General features: G+C 50.8%; 20 protein-coding genes. 4 read left to right on the top strand and 16 right to left on the bottom strand.

The features are described 5' to 3' along the window. Position 1: 1 nt before the first annotated feature. The 12 genes from ACO0LN_RS16860 to ACO0LN_RS16805 all read right to left on the bottom strand — a co-directional run bounded on the left by ACO0LN_RS16860 (position 2) and on the right by ACO0LN_RS16805 (position 15,647). On the bottom strand, positions 2–2,857 hold the full coding sequence (locus ACO0LN_RS16860; protein WP_422975932.1) for a ribonucleoside-diphosphate reductase subunit alpha: 2,856 nt from the start codon (positions 2,855–2,857) through the stop codon (positions 2–4). A gap of 667 nt (positions 2,858–3,524) precedes the next feature. Next, positions 3,525–4,979: a sigma-54-dependent transcriptional regulator gene (locus tag ACO0LN_RS16855; RefSeq protein WP_422975753.1), complete on the bottom strand. Its 1,455-nt coding sequence runs from the start codon at positions 4,977–4,979 to the stop codon at positions 3,525–3,527. Then, a complete protein-coding gene (locus tag ACO0LN_RS16850) occupies positions 4,976–6,766 on the bottom strand; it encodes a sensor histidine kinase (protein ID WP_422975751.1) in 1,791 nt (596 codons plus the stop codon). The genes ACO0LN_RS16855 and ACO0LN_RS16850 overlap by 4 nt, the downstream gene beginning before the upstream one ends. Next, positions 6,763–7,014 carry a PP0621 family protein gene (locus tag ACO0LN_RS16845; protein WP_422975749.1) on the bottom strand — a complete coding sequence of 84 codons (252 nt, stop codon included), beginning with the start codon at positions 7,012–7,014 and terminating at the stop codon, positions 6,763–6,765. The genes ACO0LN_RS16850 and ACO0LN_RS16845 overlap by 4 nt, the downstream gene beginning before the upstream one ends. Continuing rightward, positions 7,011–7,820: a cytochrome C assembly family protein gene (locus tag ACO0LN_RS16840; RefSeq protein ID WP_422975747.1), complete on the bottom strand. Its 810-nt coding sequence runs from the start codon at positions 7,818–7,820 to the stop codon at positions 7,011–7,013. The genes ACO0LN_RS16845 and ACO0LN_RS16840 overlap by 4 nt, the downstream gene beginning before the upstream one ends. Before the next feature lie 69 nt (positions 7,821–7,889). Further along, a complete protein-coding gene (locus tag ACO0LN_RS16835) occupies positions 7,890–9,248 on the bottom strand; it encodes a sigma-54-dependent transcriptional regulator (protein WP_422975745.1) in 1,359 nt (452 codons plus the stop codon). 45 nt (positions 9,249–9,293) lie between these two features. Beyond that, positions 9,294–11,123 carry a sensor histidine kinase gene (locus tag ACO0LN_RS16830; RefSeq protein WP_422975743.1) on the bottom strand — a complete coding sequence of 610 codons (1,830 nt, stop codon included), beginning with the start codon at positions 11,121–11,123 and terminating at the stop codon, positions 9,294–9,296. 6 nt (positions 11,124–11,129) lie between these two features. Beyond that, a complete protein-coding gene (locus ACO0LN_RS16825) occupies positions 11,130–11,588 on the bottom strand; it encodes a cache domain-containing protein (protein WP_422975742.1) in 459 nt (152 codons plus the stop codon). 58 nt (positions 11,589–11,646) lie between these two features. Beyond that, entirely contained in the window at positions 11,647–12,444 is a 798-nt protein-coding gene (locus ACO0LN_RS16820; protein ID WP_422975740.1) for an ABC transporter ATP-binding protein, read from the bottom strand. A gap of 1 nt (position 12,445) precedes the next feature. Beyond that, positions 12,446–13,264 carry an ABC transporter permease gene (locus tag ACO0LN_RS16815; protein ID WP_422975738.1) on the bottom strand — a complete coding sequence of 273 codons (819 nt, stop codon included), beginning with the start codon at positions 13,262–13,264 and terminating at the stop codon, positions 12,446–12,448. A gap of 78 nt (positions 13,265–13,342) precedes the next feature. After that, a complete protein-coding gene (locus ACO0LN_RS16810) occupies positions 13,343–14,314 on the bottom strand; it encodes an ABC transporter substrate-binding protein (protein ID WP_422975736.1) in 972 nt (323 codons plus the stop codon). 184 nt (positions 14,315–14,498) lie between these two features. Then, the gene (locus tag ACO0LN_RS16805; RefSeq protein WP_422975734.1) at positions 14,499–15,647 is read right to left on the bottom strand and encodes an ABC transporter substrate-binding protein; all 1,149 of its coding nucleotides are present in this window, start codon (positions 15,645–15,647) and stop codon (positions 14,499–14,501) included. Between the two features lie 425 nt (positions 15,648–16,072). On the opposite strand from ACO0LN_RS16805, the gene ffh reads away from it, so the two are divergent. The 3 genes from ffh to ACO0LN_RS16790 all read left to right on the top strand — a co-directional run bounded on the left by ffh (position 16,073) and on the right by ACO0LN_RS16790 (position 19,298). Then, on the top strand, positions 16,073–17,440 hold the full coding sequence (gene ffh / locus ACO0LN_RS16800; RefSeq protein ID WP_162057706.1) for a signal recognition particle protein: 1,368 nt from the start codon (positions 16,073–16,075) through the stop codon (positions 17,438–17,440). Positions 17,441–17,699: 259 nt separating this feature from the next. Further along, on the top strand, positions 17,700–18,116 hold the full coding sequence (locus ACO0LN_RS16795; RefSeq protein WP_422975732.1) for an SWIB/MDM2 domain-containing protein: 417 nt from the start codon (positions 17,700–17,702) through the stop codon (positions 18,114–18,116). Positions 18,117–18,506: 390 nt separating this feature from the next. Next, complete coding sequence (locus ACO0LN_RS16790; RefSeq protein WP_422975730.1) at positions 18,507–19,298, top strand: PDZ domain-containing protein; 792 nt, start codon at positions 18,507–18,509, stop codon at positions 19,296–19,298. A 113-nt stretch (positions 19,299–19,411) separates the two neighbouring features. Here the strand turns inward: ACO0LN_RS16790 and ACO0LN_RS16785 are convergent, their stop codons facing one another. From ACO0LN_RS16785 to ACO0LN_RS16770, 4 genes are all read right to left on the bottom strand, one after another. Next, a complete protein-coding gene (locus ACO0LN_RS16785; RefSeq protein WP_422975728.1) occupies positions 19,412–20,080 on the bottom strand; it encodes a hypothetical protein in 669 nt (222 codons plus the stop codon). A gap of 15 nt (positions 20,081–20,095) precedes the next feature. After that, entirely contained in the window at positions 20,096–20,791 is a 696-nt protein-coding gene (locus ACO0LN_RS16780) for a hypothetical protein (RefSeq protein ID WP_422975726.1), read from the bottom strand. Positions 20,792–20,943: 152 nt separating this feature from the next. Next, positions 20,944–21,462 carry a lytic transglycosylase domain-containing protein gene (locus ACO0LN_RS16775; protein ID WP_162061754.1) on the bottom strand — a complete coding sequence of 173 codons (519 nt, stop codon included), beginning with the start codon at positions 21,460–21,462 and terminating at the stop codon, positions 20,944–20,946. Between the two features lie 203 nt (positions 21,463–21,665). Further along, positions 21,666–23,402: a proline--tRNA ligase gene (locus ACO0LN_RS16770; RefSeq protein ID WP_422975723.1), complete on the bottom strand. Its 1,737-nt coding sequence runs from the start codon at positions 23,400–23,402 to the stop codon at positions 21,666–21,668. Positions 23,403–23,626: 224 nt separating this feature from the next. On the opposite strand from ACO0LN_RS16770, the gene ACO0LN_RS16765 reads away from it, so the two are divergent. Continuing rightward, a complete protein-coding gene (locus ACO0LN_RS16765) occupies positions 23,627–24,217 on the top strand; it encodes an RNA pyrophosphohydrolase (protein ID WP_422975721.1) in 591 nt (196 codons plus the stop codon). Positions 24,218–24,220 lie beyond the last annotated feature (3 nt).

Genomic DNA, 24,220 nt, shown 5'->3' with positions numbered 1-24,220 from the left:
CTTATTGGCAGGCTTCGCATTCTTCGAAACCGGCGTCACCAGGACGCAACATGCAGGCCGGGCCATCAGTTTCCTGAGCTGCTGCGCTGCTGCCAGTTGCTGCTGCACCATAAGTACCACCATTACCATCGACACCTACCGCATTCAATGCACCGGTTTTGCTGGTGGATTTTTCAGTATGCGTTGCACCTATGGTACGCAGGTAGTAAGTGGTTTTCAAACCACGCAACCAGGCCAGCTTGTAAGTCTCATCCAGTTTCTTGCCTGATGCGCCTGCCATATAGATGTTCAGGGACTGCGCCTGATCTATCCATTTTTGACGACGCGCAGCTGCCTCGACCAGCCAGGATGGGCTGATTTCAAATGCAGTTGCATAAAGGGCACGCAGATCTTCCGGGATGCGGTCGATACGGGCCAGACTGCCGTCAAAGTATTTCAGGTCAGAGATCATGACTTCGTCCCACATGCCGCGCTCTTTCAGATCGCGCACCAGGTGTTCATTGATCTCGGTAAATTCACCGGACAGATTCGACTTCACATACAGGTTCTGGTAAGTCGGCTCGATACAGGCGGCCACACCAATAATGTTAGAAATTGTTGCAGTCGGCGCAATCGCCACGCAATTGGAATTGCGCATGCCAAATTTCTTGATGCGGTCACGCAATGGGTACCAGTCCATGGTTTCCGAGAAGTCAGCTTCCAGATAACCGCCGCGTTCTTCGGCCAGCATCTTCAGGGAATCTTGCGGCAGGATGCCACGGTCCCACAAAGAGCCAGGGTAAGAACTGTAACGGCCACGCTCTTCAGCCAGTTCTGTCGATGCCCAATAAGCGTAATAGCAGACGGCTTCCATGGAAGTATCAGCGAACTGTACAGCATCCATCGATGCATAAGGGATGCGCATCATGTGCAGGCAATCCTGGAAACCCATGATACCCATACCGACAGGACGGTGACGCAGATTGGAATCGCGCGCCTTCTTCACTGCATAGTAGTTGATGTCGATGACGTTATCCAGCATACGCATCGCTGTACGCACAGTTTTTTGTAATTTAATGTGATCCAGCTTACCGTCTTTCATGTGGGCAGGCATGTTGACCGAACCCAGATTACATACCGCGATCTCACTGTCGTTGGTGTTCAGGGTGATTTCTGTGCACAAATTGGAGCTATGGACCACGCCGACGTGCTGTTGTGGCGAACGGATATTGCAAGGATCTTTAAAAGTGATCCATGGATGGCCAGTTTCAAACAGCATGGACAGCATCTTGCGCCACAAGTCCAGCGCCGGGATTTTTTTGGACAGAGTCAGTTCGCCCTTGGCTGCTTTTGCTTCATAAGCGACATAAGCCTGTTCGAAAGCCTTACCAAATTTGTCATGCAGGTCAGGCACATCGGATGGGGAGAACAAAGTCCAGTCGCCTTTTTCCATGACACGCTTCATGAACAGGTCAGGAATCCAGTTCGAGGTATTCATGTCATGCGTACGGCGGCGATCATCGCCTGTGTTTTTGCGCAGGTCGAGGAATTCTTCGATGTCCATGTGCCAGGTTTCCAGGTAGGCGCACACCGCGCCTTTGCGCTTACCGCCCTGGTTAACAGCGACTGCCGTGTCATTGACAACTTTGAGGAAAGGCACAACACCCTGAGATTTACCATTGGTGCCTTTAATATGCGCGCCGAGTGAGCGTACTGGTGTCCAGTCATTGCCCAGGCCACCGGCGTATTTTGCCAGCAAAGCATTTTCCTTGATGGCTTCGTAGATGCCATCGAGGTCATCGGCAACTGTGGTCAGGTAGCAGGAAGACAGTTGTGAGCGTTGTGTGCCGGAATTGAACAAGGTAGGTGTCGAGCTCATGAAGTCAAAGCTGGACAGCAGATTGTAAAATTCTATGGCGCGGGTTTCGCGGTCGATTTCATTCAGGGACAAGCCCATCGCTACACGCATGTAGAAAGCCTGAGGCATTTCTATGCGGGTACCGCGTACATGCAGGAAGTAACGGTCATACAAAGTTTGCAGACCAATATAACCAAATTGCAGATCGCGGTCAGCAACCAGGGCATTTGCCAGTTTCTTCAAATCAAACTGACCCAGTTTGGCATCCAGCAAATCGGCTTCTATGCCCTTCTTGATAAATCTAGGGAAATAATCAAGGTATTCTGCTGCGGCATCCTGTTGCGCCACTTCTTTGCCAAACACCTCTTTGCGGACTGTATGCAGCAGCAAACGAGCCGTGACCTGGCTGTAGGCCGGCTCTTTTTCCATTAGCGCGCGGGCAGCCAGGATGGCGGATTTATACAATTCTTCTACCGGTACGCCGTCGTACAGGTTTTTCAAGGTCTCTGCCAGAATCGCATCGGGATCAGCCAGCTTGTCGAGACCCAGGCAGGCAGCGGCAATCATCTTGCGTACTTCTGCCACGTCCAGTGGACGGGACTGGCCGTCAACAATGACGTGCAATTGCGGCACAGCGGCTTCTGCATGGCCAGGCGCATCATTGACGCGGCGGCGTTCTTCCATGCGTTTGGCGCGGTACAAAACATATGAACGGGCGACATCATGTTCGCCTGAGCGCATCAGCGCCAACTCAACCTGGTCTTGCACATCTTCTATATGAAAAGTACCACCGGCAGGCTGGCGGCGCAGCAAGGCTGCCACCACGCTGGCTGTCAGTTGCTCTACCAGTTCACGTACCCGGGCAGATTCTGCACCATGTCCACCATTCACTGCCAGAAACGCCTTGGTCATGGCGATGGCGATTTTGGACGGTTCGAAACCAACCACTGAACCATTACGGCGAATGATGCGGTATTCGCTATAGTTGCTGTGGCTGTTAGTGACAGGTGTTGTTGCCATATTCAAAACCGACCCAAGTTCTGGCTTGGACGTGGTAGATGTTTCAATAGAAGAGTGCATTGATCCTCCGGATGCGGTGTTATTTTTTGCCAGCAAAGTTGAGGTGCGACGACTTTGCCGGGCATGGGGGTTAAACAGTGAAGCGACTAGGCAGTTAAGCAAGTAAGGTGCAGCAAGGCTTACAGCCGGATGCGGCGAAAATTCGCCAAATCCGGTTTATTTTGTTTACATCAGACACAAATTCAATTGCAAAACATGAGGGAAATTGAAGCAAGGCAAGAAAACAAACAAATTCTGAAAACCACTACATCTAGTACGCTAATTTTTATTTGCCCTAATTCTAGTGCCCCAACAGGCGATATGCAACCGCTTTTTATTTAATTAATTGAATTATTTTTTCTGTAAATATGTGTACGGGGTGTTGACTTTCGCAAAGCACAGAAATGCGTAAGTCCAGCCGAGAGCGGCCACTAACGTGACAAATCATGCTAGGCGCAAGGTCTTGCAGTTACATGACAAACGCATCCAAAAAGGAAATAAGAAAGTGTCGGCAGTGAGATCAATGAAGCGAGGATGATTGTGGTCTTGGGGCTAAGACGGACAGGCCGCAAGCAGGCAAAAACCCAGACACTGTCGGCCTGGGTCGTTAAAAAGGGAACTAAATCATTTATTCCTGTATCTTCAATTTTTGTATCTGGTAGCGCAGTTGCCGGAAGCTGACGCCCAGCAATTCTGCCGCCTGGGTCCGGTTGTTGCGGGTCTGGTGCAGGGCACGGCGTATCATTTCGCGCTCCACGCTTTCAAGATAGTCAGGCAGCGAACAAGGCAAGCCCGGGGCGGCGAATACATCCTGCACTATAACAGGAGGTGTATCCATAACAGCCTGACCTTGATTACTGATAACGGCAGTAGGTACCGGTTGCACTACCGGCAGCTCAGGCAACTTCCTGGTTCCGCGCAAGGCCAGGTCGCTGACCTCTATGCAGCCATCATTGGCAAAAGCGACTGCACGTTCCAGTATGTTTTCCAGCTCACGCACATTGCCGGGAAAGTCATAACTGATCAATGCATCAATTGCCTCTACTGACATATCAACATCGTTGCCGGTCAGTTTTTTGAGGATATTGCGCGACAGCTCGACAATATCCTCCAGTCTTTCGCGCAGGGGTGGCAAGTGCAATTCAATGACATTCAGGCGGTAATACAAGTCTTGCCGGAAGCGCCCTTCTTCTACACAGATCGCCAGGTTCTGATGGGTCGCACTGATGATGCGCACATCGACCGCCTCTTCCACGGTCGCACCTACCTTGCGTACCCGTCGTTCCTGTATGGCACGCAGCAACTTGACTTGCATGGGCAAAGGCAGGTCGGCTACTTCATCAAGCATCAGGGTGCCGCCGTTGGCAGCCTGAAAAAAACCTTCCCTGTCATCAGCCGCACCGGTAAATGCACCTTTTCTGTAACCAAAGAATTCAGCTTCCATCAAGGTCTCGGGGATTGCCCCGCAATTGACGGCGATAAAAGGTTTATCGGCCCTGGCACTGCTAGTGTGTATTTCGCGCGCCGCCAACTCCTTGCCGCTACCCGATTCGCCGGTAATAATAACCGGTGCCATGCTTCGTGCCAGACGACTGATCTGTGCCCTGACCTCTTGCATGCCTTGTGACTGGCCTATCATGAAAGAACTGGCGGGAACGTTCAGTTTTTCCGGCGTCGCCAGTTGTACTTTTTGAACCTCATTGGTTTGCAGGGCCGACCTGACCAGTTTGCGCAACTGGTCAAGCGCCACTGGCTTGGAGACATAGTCGAAAGCACCGGCCTTCAAGGCAACCACGGCATTGTCGGCGCTACCAAAAGCGGTAATCACGGCGATAGGCGTATTTTTATATAGTGCACTGACTTCCTGTACCAGCTCCATACCCGAGCCGTCCGGCAGACGCATATCGGTCAGTACCAGTGCATAGCTACGCTTGCTCAGATGGGCGCGGGCCAGTGCCAGGGTTTCTGCGCTATCGACATCCAGCCCCATTTTGATGAGGGTAATCTCCAGCAGTTCGCGCAGATGCGCCTCATCATCCACTACCAGGATGCGGGGACAGGCCGCAGCTTCAATCATACTCATGCACTATATCCAGAGAAATTAATTACAAAACGCCCGCTGGGCTCGGTCTTGCCTTCTTCGGTTTCTTCAACCCTGTATTCATAATCGAGCAAGGCATGGTTATTCAAACACAACTCCCTTGCCATATACAAGCCCAGGCCAGTGCCCATACGTGAAGTAGTGTAAAACGGCTCAAACAAATGCGACCTGACCTCATACGGAATCGCTGGTCCATCATCTTGTATATGCAACTCTTGCCGCCCGCTACTATTAATATAGGCAAACAGTTTGATACTGGCTGTTTGCCCACTGGCATAGCGTATGGCATTCGACAAAAGATTCAACACCACTTCGCGCAAATGACTGGGATCAAAGTTGACGAGGAAGTTTTCATTTTTCAATACTGCAATAAAATCAACCGGCAAGTTACGTGTTTCTATAAAATCCCTGACCATTTCTTCAATCTGGTCCATCACCAGATAAGGTTCCACATCCGATTGCGCCTTGCGAGAAAGCTTCAGGATATCTTCTATGAGCTGGTTCAGGCGTGACACATTGTCATCAACAATCTTCAGCAAGCGTTGTGCCTGTTTATTTTCCTGGCCAGGGTGACACATGTCCTCATTCAATAAGGAGGCAGCATAAGAAATTGACGACAGCGGATTACGCACTTCGTGGGCAATGCTGGCCGTCAGGCGGCCCATGGATGCCAGTTTGAGTTGCTGCGCCTGATTTTCTATATCTGACACATCTTGCATGAAGACGATGGTATAGCTGCCATTGCGCTCTTTCAAGCCACCAGCATTAACACCCTTGATAGAAACAAAACGCAATTTCAAGTGCGTGATGAAATGCGGGCGTTCTCGTTCATTGCGTTCCCTGGTGGCGGTATCGGCTGCCATTTCACCCAGTTCAGGTTTGGGGTCGTCGAGATAACAGCGTATCGACACGAAGGAAATTTCTTCTTCCTTGCGGCGGTCAGGCAAGCTGGGGCGCGCCTGCATATTGCTCAATACTTCAACAATCGGGCGCAAAGCAGCTATGCTCCCCAATTCTGTGCCTATCATTTCTTTGCTGAGATTGCCTCCCAGCATGCGCGCCGCTGCGGGATTGATCTCAAACATGCAACCATTCTGGTCCAGCACCAGGATGCCGTCGCCCATGTCGGCAATCACCAGTTGATTGATGGCCTGTTGTATGGCGAGTGCGTTACCACGTTGTACTGCCAGTTGTTCCTGGTTGATAAGATTGTGTGCTAACCGGTTGACGACAGACACCACCGCAAAATAGGCGGCGCCATATAAACCTGATTGTGAAAAGGGAGCCCCATCTATCTGTTGCAGATAATGATAAACACTCTCTCCCAATAAAAACAGGACGACGATGGACGTAAAAAAGAAAGACCAGAGTAGCGGGCTCAGTATCGCTGCACCTGCCAGCGGGAACAAAAATAAAATGCCCAGGCCGCTCTTGCTACCACCACTCGCCAGATACATGGTGGAGATGATGATGATGTCCAGCAGTATCTGAGTCGTCAGTTGCCACATGAAACGGCGTGGGTACAATTGCTTGAGCACCACAAAGCCAATAGCCACTGACAAATACGCCAGGCCAATATCACGTCCAAACAAATGTTCACTGGTCCAGATGTCTTTACCACTGCGCAAACTCAGCAAGATCAGCAAGCTCGCCGCCACCACGATACGCGAGGCGTTCAGCGTTTGCAGTGAGCGCCAGAATGAGTGTGACGGTTCAGACACTTCCTGGTAGGTTTCAGACATGGATGTCCTGGCGGCTGGCAGGCTCATGCAAGGTCAGCATGTTCTTGACTGCAGTAAACCTGACCGGCGCGCTGCACTGCCTCTGATGCGGGCAAATAGATCTGGCAATGTGCGCAGCAGACCATGTTTTCAGCAGATGCGGCATTCTGTGAACCGGCATTTTCCGGGTTCAGGGGGCGCTCTGGATTACCAGACCTGGTAGCTGGAGGCTGCGCTTTCTTCTTCAAAGCCAGGATAACCAGTATCACCAAGCCCAGCCAGAACAGCAACCTCATGACAGACTCCTGTGCAACAAGACTTCCAGCACAAAACGGCTGCCTACATAAGCCAGCAACAAGGTGATGAATCCTGAAAGAGTGAAACTTAATACTGTTTTACCGCGCCAGCCACGCCAGTAGCGCCCGGTCAGCAAAATCGCGAACAGTAACCAGGACAGCAGAGACAGCAAGGTTTTGTGATCCCATTTAAAAGCAACACCCAGCACCTGCTCTGAAAATATCACGCCTGAAAAGACAGTCAGTGTCAATAAAACAAAACCAAGCAGGACAAAACGGAACAGTATTTTTTCCATGGTCAGCAAGGCAGGCAGCCTGTCTATCAGAGTATTGAGCCATTCCACCTTTTTCACCCTGCGTAATTGATGCAGATGCTTGTCTTGCACTGTCATGACGACAGCATGAAAAGCCGCGATCGTCAGTGTGCTATAGGCCAGCATGGCAACCACCACATGCCAGGGGAACATGGCAGTCTTGCCCGCCAGCGCAATCAAGCTGCCCGGAAAAAAACTGGGCAAGACTGCCATCACGGCGGCATTAGGCATCAGTAACAGACGCAGGCCATCGAGGGAAGAGTTGCGGTTTTCCAGCCAGCAGACAAACACAGATACCCACAGAGCTGCAGATAACATCACAGCAAAGCCCACCCTGAGTGCGTGATCAGGGAAGATTGTCAGCCACAAAGCCATGCCATGTGTCAGCCAGGCCAGGGCACTGACGGCATTTGACAGCGTCAGCCAGCGTCCTGGCAAGACTATGCTCGATATATATAAAGCAGCGGCAAGGAATGATAGATAGATTTGCATGGGACAAGTTTACACCATGTCGCATGAAAAGTCGGATTATGCATGTTCAGCAGTTTCCACAAGTGCGCCCTAACTTGCCAGCGGATTGATTGATGACAAGGTTTTTTGATATTTTTTCATCTTGTCGTACAGGGTTTTCTTGGGTATGCCCAGCGCTTCGGCAGCGGCTGCTACATTATTGGCGCTCTTTTCCAGTGCAACCTGTATCAGGCTGGCTTCATACACATCCAGTTTTTCAGGCAGGCTGTAAGCAGCCATCGCCTGGACTTGTCCGGTATGAGGAGCGGGCAGATCCGCAAATTCAGCCACTCCCAGTACCAGTTGATCGGCGAAATTGCGCAACTCACGTACATTGCCCTGCCAGTCTGCCTGCATCCATTGCTGCATGTGAATAGGAGATAACAGCGGCGCTTGCTTTTGATAACGCAACGCTGCCCGCTGTACAAAATACGATAACAGCAAAGGAATATCTTCGCGCCTTTCATTCAGCCTGGGCAAATGCATGGTGACGACGCTGAGGCGGTAGTACAAGTCTTCGCGGAATTGTCCTTGTGCGCTGAGCTTGAGCAAATCCATTTTGGTGGCGGCTATGATGCGGCAATCCAGCGCGATCAATTGATTGCCACCCAGTCTTTCGAGACTGCGCTCTTGCAAAACCCTGAGCAATTTGATTTGCAGGTTCAGCGGCATACTTTCAATTTCATCAAGAAATACCGTACCACCCTGTGCATATTCCAGCTTGCCTATGCGGCGTTTCTGCGCACTGGTGAAAGCCCCAGCTTCATGACCGAAAATCTCGCTTTCGAAAACAGACTCTGGCAAGGCACCGCAATTGATGGCGACAAATTCGCCCTTGCAGCCACTGGCCAGATGCAATTGCCGCGCCACCACTTCCTTGCCGGAACCGGTCGCACCATTGATCAAGACATCAACCTGTGTCGGGCCTATGCTTTGTATGAATTTCCTGACTTTTTCTATCTGCGGACTTTGGCCTATCAGGTCTGGTGTGGCCGCATGATTGAGCCAGGATAATTTGAGCTTGCGGTTTTCCATGACCAGCCGCCGCTTTTCTTGGGCGCGCAGGCAGGCGTCAAGCAGGCGTTCAGCCGCGAAAGGTTTTTCCAGAAAATCGTAAGCACCATGGCGCATGGCTTCTACCGCCATGCTGACGTCGCCATGACCAGTAATAATAATGACAGGCAGCTCGGCATCAATGCCGCGCACTTTTTCCAATACGTCCAGGCCAGACTTGCCCGGCAAGCGTACATCAGTGACGATAATGCCGGCATAGCCTGCCTTGATATAAGCATCGGCCAGTTCTGCACTGGCGCAGGCCTGCACTTCAAAACCACCGAGCTCCAGCGTCTGGGTCGTTGCCAGGCGCACTGCCTGCTCATCCTCTATTAATATAGCGAGCATTTGAGTCATACTGTTTCCTTAACTATATATACAGTCATGCGCGATCAGTCTGTACTAACTTGTACTCGCCTGATCAGCCAGCGGGATACAGACTGTAAATTCAGCGCCACCTTCCGGGCGGTTATCTGCTACCAGGCTGCCATTCATGGCCTGCACGATGGAAGAGGAAATCGCCAGCCCCAGGCCCAATCCCTGGCCAATTTCCTTTGTCGTAAAAAATGGTTCAAACAAATGGCCGGCCACATGCTCGGGTATGCCCGTACCTGTGTCTGCTATCGTGATTCTGGCCATGCCCTGTTCGCTACTAAGCCTGACATCTACTTCCCTGACTGGGCTGTTTTCTACCGCATCCAGTGCATTGCGTATCAGGTTGATCAAAACCTGTTCTATCCTGACGGTATCACCCAGCACCCGGGCGGGCTCATCTACATGCACACTTAATTTGACGCCACGCCTGTCAGTTTCGCTGCGCAACAAACTGACCGCGGACTGAATGGCTGTCTGCACATCGACTTCGGCAATCGCGTTAGGGCTCTTCCGGGCAAAACCCTTGAGCTGGGCAATGATGCTGCCCATGCGCTCACTGGCGTGGCTGATATGCTCCAGATTTGCCAAAACCTGCTCAGCCTTACCACGGTTCATGAAGGTGATGGCGTTATCGGCAAAGGCGCGTATGGCGGTCAGTGGCTGATTCAATTCATGGGTGATGCCGGTAGCCATCTGGCCCAGCATGGCCAGTTTGCCAGCCTGCACCATTTCATTCTGGGTAGAGCGCAGCAGGTTTTCAGTCTGCTTGAGTGTCAGGTAGCGGCTTTCAAGCTCTGCATTCGCCTGCGTCAATTGCCGGGTGCGCTCGGCGATATGCAGTTCCAGTTCATCTGCTGCCTTCTTCAGGGCACGTTGCGCCAGGCGGCCTTCTTCCAACCTGCGGCGGCGCTGGTCAAACACGGCAGCAAAGGCCAGCGCTATGCCTAGTATCAAAGCCACCACCAGCGCAGATTGCAAACCCGCCCGCACCGCTTTCCCCTGATCAGGGAATAACATCAACTGCCAGTTCAAACGGCCTATCGGTCTTTGCAGATAGTCGTCATAGCCTTTCTTGTCTTTCAGCGGCAATTGGGCAATGGATTCTATGTGCTTGCCACCGTATTGCAAAGTCGCCTTTAAATCCTGCTGCACAACAGGCGACAGGTTTTGAAGGCTATGGTATTTCCAGGAGGCGCGGTTACTTAAAAACACGACGCCATGTCTGTCGCTGAGTGCGATGGGTTCTTCACTACTGCCCCAGGCTTGCTCAAATTCGTTGAGGATAATCTTGACGGCGATCACGCCTATCGGTGCCTGGCTGCCACGTTTGCTGCCGGGTGGATACACGGGCTGGGAAATAAAATAGCCAGGGATATTGGTGGTATTGCCTATCGCATAAAAATGTCCGGGCTTGACCTGTTTTAAGGCTTCAGAAAAATAGGGCCTGAAAGCAAAGTTCTGGCCCAGATAGGTTTGTTCAGTATTCCAGTTACTGGCGGCGATGGTATTACCCTGCACATCCATGAGGTAGATGGCAGCGACTTTGGCTTGCTCTGCCAGTTCTTGCAAACTCAGGTTCAGGGCCTGCGTCAGCTTGCCATCTTCCTTGTGCAACAAAGCCTCTGCCGTCATGGGCAGGTATGAAATCGCAAAAGGCAGGGTTTCGTAACGCTCAAGTACAGATTCTATATCCAGCGCAATGATCTGCAACTGCCTGTCACCGGCCTGACGACTATTGTCCCTGGCAATGCTGGCCGCCACAAAATAACTGGCGACCACCAGCGCAATGCATACCACCACCACGCAAATAAAGATCAGGCGCCGGTGACGGGCACTGTCAACAGGCGACGCTGTCACAAGCGCTTACTTATAGATACCACAGTTGATAACGATGTCTTCATACTTTTCAAAGTACATGGATTTTTGTTCTATCTGTTTCGAGACAGGATTGACAAACTTATAGTCTTGCCAACCCTTACCCTTGGTTTTGGCGAGCTCCATACGTTCGCGTACAAACAGCTTGCCATCGGCATCTTTTAAATCCATCAAGTCCTTGCCCTGCATCTTGGCATTTGCACCGTGCGCCAGATTCTTGCCATTCATATCATTGATGGTGACATACAGGTCGCGGTCACGGAAAGGCCCCTGCAAATTATTGACGTCAGCAAAAGTCTTTTCCTTACCGTTCGCCTTGATACTGGCAATGACTTTTTGCACCATGGCGACTGCCTCAGGCGCCGTGCCATGGGCATTTTGCGCATGACTGGACGCGCCCAACAAGAAAACCAATCCCGCTACTACCATTCGTACGAATTTCAGCATGATGTCTCTCCTTATGATTTTTATGGGCGCGTCCAGGCTACTAGTTTCTATTTACTGCTCAATCCACTGCCGCCATCTTCAATTCATCATTGTGATGTCTTTGCTGCTCTTCCATAACCAGTTGACCAAGTTCACGCTTCAAGGCATTGAAGCCAGGATCAGAAGGGTCGCGCGAACGTGGCAGCTCAACGATCAGGTCTTTTTTCACCGTACCTGGCCGGTAAGTCATGACGATGATACGGTCAGCCAGGTAAATTGCCTCTTCTATACTATGGGTAACAAAGATGATGGTTTTCTTCAGTTCTGACCAGATGCGCAGCAACTCATCCTGCAAGTTACGGCGTGTCAGGGCATCCAGCGCACCGAAGGGTTCATCCATTAACATGATAGGCGAATCCAGCGCCAATACACGGGCAATTGCAACGCGCTGACGCATACCGCCAGACAAATCCTTGGGAAAGCGTGCCTTGAAATCACTCAGACCCAGCATAGCCAGCAGGCTGGCAACACGCTGCTGAATTTCTGCCTTGGCCATGCCCTTGATTTCCAGGCCAAAGGCGATGTTCTGCTCCACCGTCATCCAGGGGAACAATGCATATTCCTGGAACACCATGCCACGGTCTGGACCTGGGGCATTGACGACGATGTTATTGGCGGTAATCGTGCCTGAAGTTGGCAGTGAAAAACCAGCCACAGCATTGAGCAGGGTAGATTTCCCGCAGCCTGAAGGTCCCAGTAAACAAACGAATTGTCCTTCCGGAATATCCAGCTCAATATTCTTGAGTGCGACAACTTCTTTATCCACAGTCTTGAAAATCTTATTCACGCCCTGGATTTTTATATGTGTCTTATTCATCTCAGCTCTCCAATCCACGATGCCAACGCAGCAAGTAATTATTTAGTTTATTCATTGCAATATCAATTGCCAGACCCAGGAAACCGATGGTGTACATGCCTGCAATAATTTTATCGGTCCAGAAGTATTCACGCGCTTCCTGAATCCGGAAACCTATACCATTATTCACAGCGAGCATTTCAGCGATGATCACGCAAATGAAGGCGCTACCTATACCAATTCTCACGCCAGATAAAATGTAAGGCACGGCAGCAGGCAAAATGACGCGCAAAAACATGGTGAACTGATTTGCCCCTAGATTGCGCGCAGCGCGGATATAAATGCTATCGACATGATGCACGCCAGCGATGGTATTCATGAGCACAGGGAAAAATGCGCCTATCGAAATCAGGAAAATCGCAGGAGCGTCACCCAAACCGAACCACAAAATAGCCAGAGGAGTAAACGCAATCGGTGGAATGGGGCGATGCAATTGAACCAAAGGATTCAACAAGACAAAAATCCGTTGATTGGTACCCATGATCAAACCTAATGGCAGGGCCAGCATCGTGCCAATCAAAAAGCCAGCGAACACACGATACATACTGCCCATGATATCGCGTACCATCTCGCCTGAAAATATCCAGGATAGCCAACTCTCTACTGCCGGGTTAAATGCTTCTCTCGGGCTGCCATACTCTATCCACTTCTTTAATACATCCAGTGGTGCTGGCAGCATCTGCGGGTTGACCCAGCCCCGGACCGTGAAGGTATGCCAGACAAGTATTAATACAATGGGCACAATCAGTCCTGCGCCAAATATACGCCAATTCTTTTTCATTGCTCTTCCTTAGAAATATTTGATTGTGTCGTGGCAGATGCTGTCAGGCATTGCCACGATCACTGATGTCGCAGGGACTTACTTGATACTCAAAGACTTTTTGGCCTGATCCAGCAGATCAGTTTTCACCCAATCCTTGGCAACAGGTGGTTTGGCCATTCTGCCTACGCCATATTTTTGCATCAGATCGGTGGTGATCTGTATATGCTCTGGTGTTATGTCATACGAATAAGGTGAGTTTTCGATGGCATTGACAAAGTCTTCGTGACTGATTTGACCTTTGAACATGTTTTCACGTACATATTTTTCAGCCAGCTCTTTATTGTCGATAAAGGTCTTGGTCGCCTCAACAAAACAGCGCATGAATTTTTCAGCAACCGGGCGACGCTCTTTATAGAACTTCTCGGTCATGACCATGGTACGGACTGGTTCGCCTATCGGGGTATCGTAAGGCTTGATGATTTCATTGCCAAAACCCTTGTTGATAGCCTGGGAAGAATAAGGCTCGGACTGCATGATCGCGTCGATATTTTTACCCAGCAGAGCCTGGTTCAGGTCAGGGAAACCGAGGTAAATGATTTGCACATCCTTGCCTGGTTGATCGGAATAAGTCAGGCCGTGTTGTGACAGCTCGGCTGCCAGCAAGATATCCTGGATACCACCACGGGTCACACCAACTTTCTTGCCTTTTAAATCCTTGACGGTCTTCATGCCCAGATCAGCACGCCCTACCAGGCGGGCGCCGCCTTTGGCAAAACCGGCGACCAGGTATATCGGTGCACCACTGGCACGGGCTGATATGGTTGCCTCTGAAGAGACTGCTCCTACATCCAGCTCGCCGGCAATCACGGCCTGCATGGCATCAAGGCCTTTGGCGAATACGCGCTCTTCTACCTTGATGCCGCATTTGGGAGCGATTTCCTTGATATAGGAAACTGCGCCGTAATGAGCGAATTTGAGGTTACCCAGCCTGACAACCTCCTGAGCCTGGGCAACACTGGCAAACAATCCGGAAGTAATAAGGCTGGCAAGCAAAATCTTTTTGAACATCTTTGTCTCCTGGGTTTTGATTTGATTTTTTCCTACGCGTACTGATTAGCAGATATTGTGCCAGCACGAGAATTTTAGTAAACAACTGATTTCATTCAAGTTTTCATGTGAGTTTATGCAAACGCGATGCGAAAACCCGGATTATCACTGCTACGCATTCCGTGTTTTCGCACTGAGGTATACATTAGCGCAAGAACTTGCCATCCCGCCCTATCATCGTCAGATCAACAAACTCACTGCCGCTATGGTCGCGATCACTGTAAGTCACGGTGACACCGCCCAGATCGACCTTGTGCATGGACTCCAGCGCGCGTATCAGGCCTTCTCGCGTCAGGCCCTTGCCTGCCCGCTTCAAGCCCTCCACCAGCAATTTGGCAGAAACGAAACCTTCCATCGCTGCATAAGATGGTGCCACACCATTGTCTTTGGCAATGGTCTTGAATTCTTGCCCCAGAGTAGAAGATACCAGATGGGGAGCAGGCATAATCTGTGACACCATCACGCCAGTTGCCACCGGCCCGAGGGAATCAATGAAGGACTGCGAAGCATTATTTGACAGTGTCATGATTTGTACGGTGCTGCCTTTGGCACGCAAACCACGGATCAGTTCTGCCACGGTAGTGGCAGAACCGACGATGATCACTGCCTTGGCGGTAGACTTGGTTACTTCATCAATTGCCTTGGGTACGTCAGGTTTTGCCCTGTCATATTTACTGATCAGGGATGGCTTGAGTTTGAAGCTGTCCATCGCATTGGTAAAACCGATCAGCCCATCGCCACCGAAAGTATCATCGACATGCACGATGGCGATATCTTTGAGGCCTATGGTAGAAAACTGCTCAACAGCCTTTTTTACTTCATCCTGATACCTGGCCCTGACATTGAATACATAGCGGTTAACCGGATTATGGAACACTGCCGCACCGGTACTCGGTGCCACCAGCGGCACCTTGCTGGACGCCAGTATAGGAAGGATAGCCTGGGTATGCGGCGTGCCGCGCGACTGGAACAAGGCAAAGACATGGTCTTTCTTGATCAGTGTCTCGGCATTGGCAGCGGCAATCACGGGATCAAACTTGTCATCGACAATGTGCAGCTCTATCTTGCGGCCATGCACGCCGCCATTCTTGTTGATCTGGTTGAAATAAGCGGCAGCACCAGCATTCATTTCTTTGACAGGCCCGGCAATCTGTCCGGTCAGGCCTACGGTTTGTCCTATTAATATGCTACTGTCAGTGACACCTTCCTCTGCCAGGCTGTAGCCGGACGAAGCAATCAGGGTGCACAGGGTAAGTATGCGTGGCAGGCGCCAGGCACGATGAAGTCGTCTCATGATTGTCTCCAGATTATTGAGCGTCTATTTTTGAACTGGCGACAAAACATGGCTGACATTGCAAGGAATGTGCAGCCATCTTGATTTTGTAACAAGCTCTGGGATAGCACTCTTATTAGCAGACTTCATACCAAGCACGAATGAAAGCCCGCACCCCGGTTTTAACTGATTTTTTGAGTAAAATATATCAGTAGTATCCCTCATGCGTCTGAAAATCCGCACAGACATTTGAAATAATTCTGGATTTTCGGAATTTTGACCACATCTCCTCTGTACATCAGCTTGAAACAGGCGAAATGCCAGACTCTGTCACGGCTTCAGGTAAAATGTCTGCTGTTGTTGCCACTGAACTGCTGCTACCACCTGTTGCAGGCAGCAGTGAGCACCGCCCTATTGAAATTTTCTTAATATCCCCCTAAGCCAACATGCTCGATAATCTTACCCAGCGCCTAGCCAAAGTCGTCAAGACCATGCGCGGCGAAGCCCGTCTGACTGAATCCAATACCGCCGACATGTTGCGTGAAGTGCGCATGGCCTTGCTGGAGGCAGACGTTGCCCTGCCCGCAGTACGTGAACTGATCGCCCGCGTCAAAGAAAAAGCCATGGGAGAAGAAGTCATTTCTTCCCTGACACCAGGTCAGGCCCTGGTTGGCGTGGTACAAAAAGAACTGGCAGCCCTGATGGGTGCCGACCTGGGTGAAGAAGCATCCCAACTAAGTTTTAACTGCCAGCCACCGGCAATCATCCTGATGGCAGGTTTACAGGGCGCCGGTAAAACCACGACGGTCGGTAAGCTGGCCAAATATCTGAAAGAGCAAAAAAAGAAAAAGGTATTAACCGTTTCTGCCGACGTGTACCGTCCTGCCGCGATAGGGCAGTTGCAGACGGTGACAGCGCAGGTTGGCGCAGACTTTTTCCCCTCCCTGCCTACTGACAAGCCAGTGGATATCGCCCTGGCTGCACTGGATTACGCCAAGAAGCATTATCACGATGTGCTGATCATCGATACTGCCGGTCGCCTGGGTATAGATGAAGCGATGATGCAGGAGATTGCTGCCGTCCATGCTGCCGTCAAACCGATAGAAACCCTGTTCGTGGTCGATGCCATGCTGGGTCAGGATGCCGTCAATACTGCCAAAGCCTTTAATGACGCCCTGCCTTTGACAGGTGTGGTACTGACCAAGCTTGATGGTGACGCACGTGGCGGTGCTGCGCTGTCAGTACGTCATATCACTGGTAAACCAATCAAATTCGTTGGTGTTGCTGAAAAACTCGATGGCCTGGAATCTTTCGATGCCACCCGCATGGCCAACCGTATCCTGGGCATGGGTGACATCCTGGCGTTGGTGGAATCGGCCCAAAAAGGCATGGACGTGGCAGCCGCACAGGACCTGGCGCACAAGATAAAGGATGGCGGCAAGTTCGACATGAATGACTTCAAGATGCAGATTTCGCAGATGAAGAACATGGGCGGCCTGGCCAACCTGATGGACAAGTTGCCAGCGCAAATGCAGCAGGCGGCCAGTGGCGCAAATATGGATCAGGCGGAAAAGCAGGTGCGCCGCATGGAAGGCATGATCAATTCCATGACACCGCAAGAAAGATCCAAGCCAGAATTGATCAAGGCTTCGCGCAAGCGCCGTATCGCCGCAGGTGCCGGCGTACAGATACAGGAAGTCAACCGCATGCTGGCCCAGTTTGAGCAAATGCAATCCATGATGAAGAAATTACGTGGTGGCGGCATGATGAAGATGTTGCGCGGCATGAAGGGAATGATGCCGGGTAAACGCTGAGTTTTTCTCAGTATTTCTGTTCATATTTCCCTCTATGAAAAAATGCCGGATAGCAGCCAAAATGGCGCTAATCCGGCATTTTTTTATGCGTAAATCCAACGACAGGCAAATTCCTGCACTTTTTCACTAAAAACCCGCAAAAAACACTTGCATCCCTGTAAAAACCGCACCACTATTAGCGATGCGTGAAGTGACGCAATGCAGGAGCTTTTCAAAACGATCAAAGCTCCGTCCACGAAATTTGTGAAGGAGGCTATTTATGGCAACAGCACCAAAAAAACCAGCAGCAAAACCGGCAGCCAAACCAGCGGCTAAACCAGCAGCCAAACCGGCAGCAAAGGCAGCAGCTCCAAAGGCAGCAGCGAAACCTGCAGCAAAAGCAGCAGCTCCTAAAAAAGCCGCAGCCGCCAAGCCAGCAGCAGCACGCAAGCCAAATGCAGCGTTCATGAAACCTATGACTATCTCCCCAGTTCTGGCAGCAGTCATCGGTGCAGCAGCAATTCCTCGTACTGAAGTCACTAAAAAAGTATGGGAATACATCAAGAAACACAAACTGCAAGATGAAGCAAACAAACGCAACATCAACGCGGATGACAAGTTGAAAGCCGTTTTCGATGGCAAAAAACAAGTGTCCATGTTTGAAATGACTAAACTCATTTCCGGTCATCTGTCCTGATTTTCAGGAACAGGTTTCCGCAGTTGCTTTGGGAAACTTAAAGGGAAGCAGCTAGTCCCATCCCAAACAAAAATGCCCGCATAGCGCGGGCATTTTTGTTTTTGCAGATTCCTGGTACATGCCAAGGCTGAGAAATCTGTGGCATCTACATCTGATCCTTGACTGATCCTTGAAGTCACACATCTATATATCCGTTGATGCCATATGGTCAGCTCAAAGGTTAATTGATAAAATCTTTTACTCTGCGGCGCATCTTGCGAACAAAAAAAGATAAACGCCTCCGGTCTGAAACACCAGACAAGCTCCTGAGCTGGTCTTACAGGCTGCTGTGCTCATTACCCGGCTCGCATGTTGTAGCGACAGATGTCCTCAATAATAATGGAGCTCCTTATGCAATGTCGCATCCTCATTCTCACCCTTGCTGTAATTCTGTCCGGCTGTGCCAGCGGCTACCAGAAATTCTATAAACCTTATGCAGACGCGAAAACACTGCCGGATGTACAAACACTGTCACCAAATGATACCCCCAAGATTTTTGCATCAGACGATTTGGCAAGAGACGTAAGAATAGCGCGCTCCAAAGGCTACATCGTGGTTGGTGAGTCCTCCTTCAACGGGGAAAGGGAATCTGAGCGCGGCATGGTTCAACAAGCGCAACAAAATGGCGCGATCATGGTGCTGTTCTCGTCCAAATTTGCCGGTACAAGAACGATTACGACCCCGCTTTTCTTGCCCAATAACAAAACCACCTATTCATCAGGTACGGTCAATGGCACCGGGGGCAGCGCCAATTACTCGGGTACCAGCACTACTTATGGCACGACTGTGGTACCTCTTACGACAGAGCAGCAACGCTATAACCAGGCCGCCGTTTATTTCGTCAAATCGACAAGAAAACCGCGTGTGGGCGTGGTCGCACTGGATTTGACACCTGAACTCAGAAAAAACCTGGAACGCAACACCGGGGCTATCATTGATATCGTACGCGAAGAATCGCCAGCTTTTATAGCGAATGTTTTACCTGGCGATGTCATCATCGAAATCAATGGCGCCACGGTCATCAACAGCAAACATGCCTATGAACTCTTGCAGGCAGCATCCCCACCTCAAGGCAAGTTCACGCTGAAAATCATACGAAATGGAACTGAGCGCCTCATCGACATCAATTTGATTGCAGCCTAGTACTTGCTGGAGCACTTCACAAATTGCATGCATACCTCAGATGTACACAGGCGTCTGAGGTCATTTCATCTCACCAGAAATAGAAGACTACTCCTCGCTACTCAGCCTCTGGTTTACAAATTTCCACATGTCACAGGTATGGTAGGCAGCTCATTACCAATGATTTCGCCTGGTTTGCGGTGCAAGATGCAATAAGTCCCGAATGGCGTAATCACTTTCGAGACTGGTCGCCCGTCACCTAGTATATGTACTTCATGCTTGTAGCTTTCACGCATGACGGTAGAAGAGGCCTTAACCGCAGCACCAAATTTCTCCATCGCTGCAGGTGCAGGTTTGGCACTGACCTGGTCACGGTATTGAAAATCTTTTTTGAGACCATTGATAATCTCCCGCGTATCACGGTTAAGCGACTTGCCAACAACAGACCTGTCAGCTTCAGGACTTGCAAGCTCTTTTTCGACTGGCGAGATCGACAGCGGGTGGTCGCTGACAGGCTTTGTCCGGTCATCGGCAGCATAATCTTGCCGTGGGCTTGTCACGGTCCTGCCCGGACGGAATGACTTGGTCACATCCTGCCTGGCTGGTGTAGTATCTGGCAGTTTCACTTGCTCAGGCTGCTTCAAAAAAATCAGACTGCCGCTATTTCCCGGCGTTAGATGGTCTTTATGCAGCGCTTTCAACTGCGGCCAAACCAGATACAAGCCTGCATGCAGCAGAATTATGCCAAGCAGTATCTGCCACTCACTGCGTTGAGCAGACGAATGATAAGGGACTGTCAGCATGGACCTGGCCTCTTCTCAATAACTACCGCAACTGACAGTCCGTATGCCGGGTGCCCTGGTGATATCCGTCCCTGGTTTTGCGCCTATCACACAATACGTACCACCTGGTGTCGTCACCTTGGTCATGGCGGTGCCATCTGACATGATGATGTTCTGATAGCTGGTACCACGCGGACGGGCTGCTGCGGCGACATTGATACCAAATTGTACCATCGATGATTTTTCTGGCTTGATATCGGTCAGGATGCGGTTTGGCATTTCGCGCTCTACCTGCTTGATGATTTTGCTGATATCGCGCTGGATGGCGACGGGGCTATCGCCACTGAAAGTCGGTGTGCTGGTTTCTGTGTTCGCTGCAGGGACAGATGCGACAGTGATGCCTGTACCTACATCATTATTAACCGGAGTAACGGGGTTGGCTGGCACCACCGGAGTGCGAGGTTTATTTGGCGCAGACAATTGGCTGGGTGATATCGCTGGTTTGATCACAGGCGCCGTCTGTTCTGGCTTGCGCTGTACAGGTGCTTCCAGCATGCGCACTACAAAAGCCAGCGGCATACTGACTTCATTTTTATGCCTGATGATGCTGGGCCACAACAGGATTAACAAGAGATGAACCGACAATACAGCAAGCAGCAATTGCCAGCGAGAACGCAATAACTTGCGCCAGTCTGTACTGCCAAATTCTTCATGATAAAAGAGTGCCTGCATGTCGGTTCGTGGTGTAATCCTGAATATGATCGGGCATTCTGGAATGCCCGATCATACTTGACCCGTCATTTATGCAAAGGACTATTTTACAAGACCAGAGGTAGCGCTAATTGCTACCTCAATAGCGAAGCTGATTTTACTCAGCAAATGAATCAGCTGGTGAATTCCCAGTTCTTCCAGTTGGATAGCACTGCCTTGGGATATTCAGGACGGCCACGGCTGCCGTTGTAGCGACCTAATGCGAGATAAAGATCACCTTTTTCCATATCGATGTACAGGCGCAAAATCGAGCAGCCGTAGCGCAGATTGGTTTGCATCTGGAACAGCTTTTTCGCATCTCCATCGCCAATCACGCGCGACCAGAAAGGCATGACCTGCATATAGCCGCGCGCACCAACCACGGAAGTCGCATACTTGCGGAAGGCGGATTCTACCTGTATCAAACCCATGACCATGGCAACATCCAGACCCGCACGCTTTGATTCATACCAGATGGCATCCAGCAATTCCTTGCGGGTCTGCAAATCAGGTATGCGGCGCTTCAGGCGGGTAGCCATCTCGCCTTGCCAGTTGAGGTATTTGATACGTTCTTCGATATTGGCAAACGTGGGCTTAGGTGGCGTGGAGTCAGACACAGCTTTGGCCAGTGCAAGACGTACAGAGTCGGCCATGGCTTCTTCTTTTTGATTACCGGCTTGCGCCGGTAAAACAGAAACAACCAACAGGCAGATCGCCGTCTGAAGGATTGATTTTCGCCATCCTTCACATATGACCCGTGTGACTTGCTTGGCTTGCAGATCAAACTTGCTGCTACCGCTCACTCTTCCTTTGCACCAGACGCAAAAGCGCAAGAAAAAATACTTCATCCTGCGGCTTATTTATCTGCCATTTTGGCCTGGATGAAGGTCAGCATCTCGGCCACAGGCACATTGCTGGCTTCAGTATCGCGACGGCCCAGATATTCAAGCTTGCCTTCTTTGAGACCACGGTCACCGATAACGATGCGGTGCGGCACGCCTATCAGTTCCCAGTCAGCAAACATGGCACCAGGACGTTCGCCACGGTCATCCAGTATCACATCGACACCCGCCGCCATCAAAGCCTCGTACAGCGATTCAGCCTCAGTCCTGACGGCTTCACTGCGGTCCATGCCCATAGGGCAGATGACGACTTCAAACGGTGCAATCGCCGTTGGCCAGATGATGCCCTTGTCATCAAAATTCTGCTCTATGGCTGCACCCAGGATGCGGGTGATGCCTATGCCGTAGCATCCCATTTGCAGCAATTGCGGCTTGCCATTCACGTCAAGAAAGCTGGCTTTCATGTCGTCGGAATAGCGGGTGCCGAGCTGGAATACGTGGCCTACTTCGATACCGCGCTGTATGGCGAGTACACCCTTGCCATCCGGTGATGGATCGCCAGCGACGACATTGCGCAAATCAGCAACTGCTGGCTCAGGCAAATCACGGCCCCAGTTGGCACCGGTGAAATGGAAGTCAGCTTCATTCGCGCCACAGACAAAGTCGGCCATGTTGGCGACGGTCCTGTCAGCAACAATATTGACTGGTTTTTTTGTACCGATAGGACCGAGGTAGCCTGGCTTGGTGCCGAAATGCTCGACAATTTCAGCCTCAGTCGCAAAGCGGTAATTCGCCAGGCCGGCGATCTTGCCTGCCTTGACTTCATTGAGTTCATGATCGCCACGCAACAGCAACAACCAGATTTGCGCTGGCTTGCCACTGTCTTTTTCAGCATCAACTGCGAGCACGATGGACTTGACCGTAGCTTCCAGCGGAATATTGAGCAATTGCGCGACATCTTCACACTTGGCTTTACCAGGCGTGGCAGTCTTGGTCAGCGCACTAGCGGCGGCTGGGCGGCTGGTTTGCGTAGGCAAGGCTTCTGCCGCTTCCATATTGGCGGCGTAGTCAGATGTCGGGCAATACACCAGCGCGTCTTCACCAGTGTCGGCAATGACGTGGAATTCATGAGAGCCAGAACCACCTATCGCACCATTATCAGCAGCTACCGCACGGAACTCCAGGCCAAAGCGCTGGAAAATACGGGTGTAGGCGTCGTACATGATTTCATAAGACTTTTGCATGCCTTCGACATCGCGGTCAAAGGAATAGGCGTCTTTCATGGTGAATTCACGGCCACGCATGAGGCCGAAACGTGGGCGGCGCTCGTCACGGAACTTGGTCTGGATGTGATAAAAGTTCACAGGCAATTGACGGTAAGAGCGGATTTCTGTGCGTATGACGTCAGTGATCGCTTCTTCAGAAGTCGGCTGGATGATGTAATCTCGGCCATGGCGGTCTTTGACGCGCATGAGTTCCGGGCCCATCTTGTCCCAGCGGCCAGTTTCTTGCCAAAGTTCTGCAGGTTGCACTACTGGCATCAGCATCTCGATCGCACCGGCGCGATTCATTTCTTCACGAACAATATTCTCTACTTTGCGGATAATGCGCAAGCCCATGGGCATGTAGTTATAGATGCCGGAACCGAGGCGTTTAATCATGCCCGCACGCATCATCAGTTTATGGCTGACGATCTCGGCATCGGCAGGAGCTTCTTTCAGTGTGGAAATAAAAAATCGTGTAGCACGCATGACAGTGATTCTTTTTAAATGGAGGGTTATAATCAACTCAATTTTAAAGGATTAGCTGGCTAATGCGCCCACTCTTTGCACATTTGATGAAGGAAACTGCGATTTGTTCGCCTCCCAGGGGGCTGTCCGTCGAAAAACGCGGTATTTTGCGACGAAACAAACGCTCTCTACACTATCTATTGCAGGAGCAAGCCGTTTAGCCACAGAAAGTTTTGAGGTTGAACATGCTGGATCGTGAAGGCTTTCGCCCTAACGTTGGCATAATTTTGCTAAACGCCAACAATGAAGTCTGGTGGGGAAAACGGGTGCGCGAGCATTCCTGGCAATTCCCCCAGGGTGGCATTAAATATGGTGAGTCCCCGGAACAGGCAATGTATCGGGAACTCGAAGAAGAAACCGGCTTGCTGCCTGAGCATGTCAAAGTCATAGGGCGTACCCGTGACTGGCTGCGCTATGAAGTGCCGGATCATTTTATCAAGCGTGAAATCCGCGGGCATTATCGCGGGCAAAAACAGATCTGGTTTTTGTTGCGCATGATAGGTCGTGATTGCGATGTCAATCTGCGGGCCAGCACCCATCCTGAATTTGATGCCTGGCGCTGGCATGACTACTGGGTACCACTGGATGTGGTGATTGAATTCAAGCGCGGCGTGTATCAACTGGCCCTGCAGGAATTGTCACGCTATGTGCACCGTACCGACCACCCCAATTCCAACCGCAACCGTTATTTGCGCAATCAGCAACAGTCGCAACAAATGCAGCAGGCGGAAAAAAATCAGGATTGCAAGAAAACCGAGCCGGAAGAGTCTAAATAATTT

The organism is Undibacterium sp. TC9W (genome assembly GCF_049339865.1).
GTDB lineage: Bacteria > Pseudomonadota > Gammaproteobacteria > Burkholderiales > Burkholderiaceae_D > Undibacterium.
This window is presented reverse-complemented; position numbering and strand designations above follow the sequence as displayed.